The organism is Mesobacillus harenae (assembly GCF_013343715.1).
GTDB classification, from domain to species: Bacteria; Bacillota; Bacilli; order Bacillales; family Cytobacillaceae; genus Mesobacillus_A; species Mesobacillus_A harenae.
The window spans coordinates 1-544 of the sequence record NZ_JABUNR010000043.1 but is presented as its reverse complement, the minus strand read 5'-3'; the positions used below and the strand labels follow the sequence as shown (position 1 = coordinate 544).

General features: G+C 44.1%; 2 tRNA genes and 1 rRNA gene. All 3 read left to right on the top strand.

Annotated features, from left to right (window positions below):
* Positions 1-111: ribosomal RNA gene (gene rrf, locus HRJ06_RS22950) — 5S ribosomal RNA — on the top strand; the annotation flags it as partial.
* A 189-nt stretch (positions 112-300) separates the two neighbouring features.
* Positions 301-375: transfer RNA gene (locus tag HRJ06_RS22945), tRNA-Glu, on the top strand.
* Between the two features lie 29 nt (positions 376-404).
* Positions 405-480, top strand: a tRNA-Val gene (locus tag HRJ06_RS22940).
* The last annotated feature ends 64 nt before the right edge of the window (positions 481-544 follow it).

Below are 544 nucleotides of genomic sequence, written 5' to 3'. Positions count from 1 at the left end.
TGGCGATAGCGAGAAGGTCACACCCGTTCCCATACCGAACACGGAAGTTAAGCTTCTCAGCGCCGATGGTAGTTGGGGTTTTACCCCTGTGAGAGTAGGACGCTGCCAGGCGAAAAAAGACTTTGATAAACGTCTTTTTTAGTAAGAAATATATGTTGATTAGATTATACCAAGGTGTTAAGATAGGGAAGTCGCCATTCTAAAGAAGATTATTTCAAATTTATTTCTTCGTAGAAGTTGACATACACGAAACGACGTGGTATGATGTTTAAGGTAAATGATTTCATAAGTTATTAGATCGGCCCCTTGGTCAAGCGGTTAAGACACCGCCCTTTCACGGCGGTAACACGGGTTCGAATCCCGTAGGGGTCACCAATGATTTCACAAAATGATAAAAATATTACGGAGGATTAGCTCAGCTGGGAGAGCATCTGCCTTACAAGCAGAGGGTCGGCGGTTCGATCCCGTCATCCTCCACCATACCTTATTCAATATCTTGCCGGTGTAGCTCAATTGGTAGAGCAACTGACTTGTAATCAGTAGG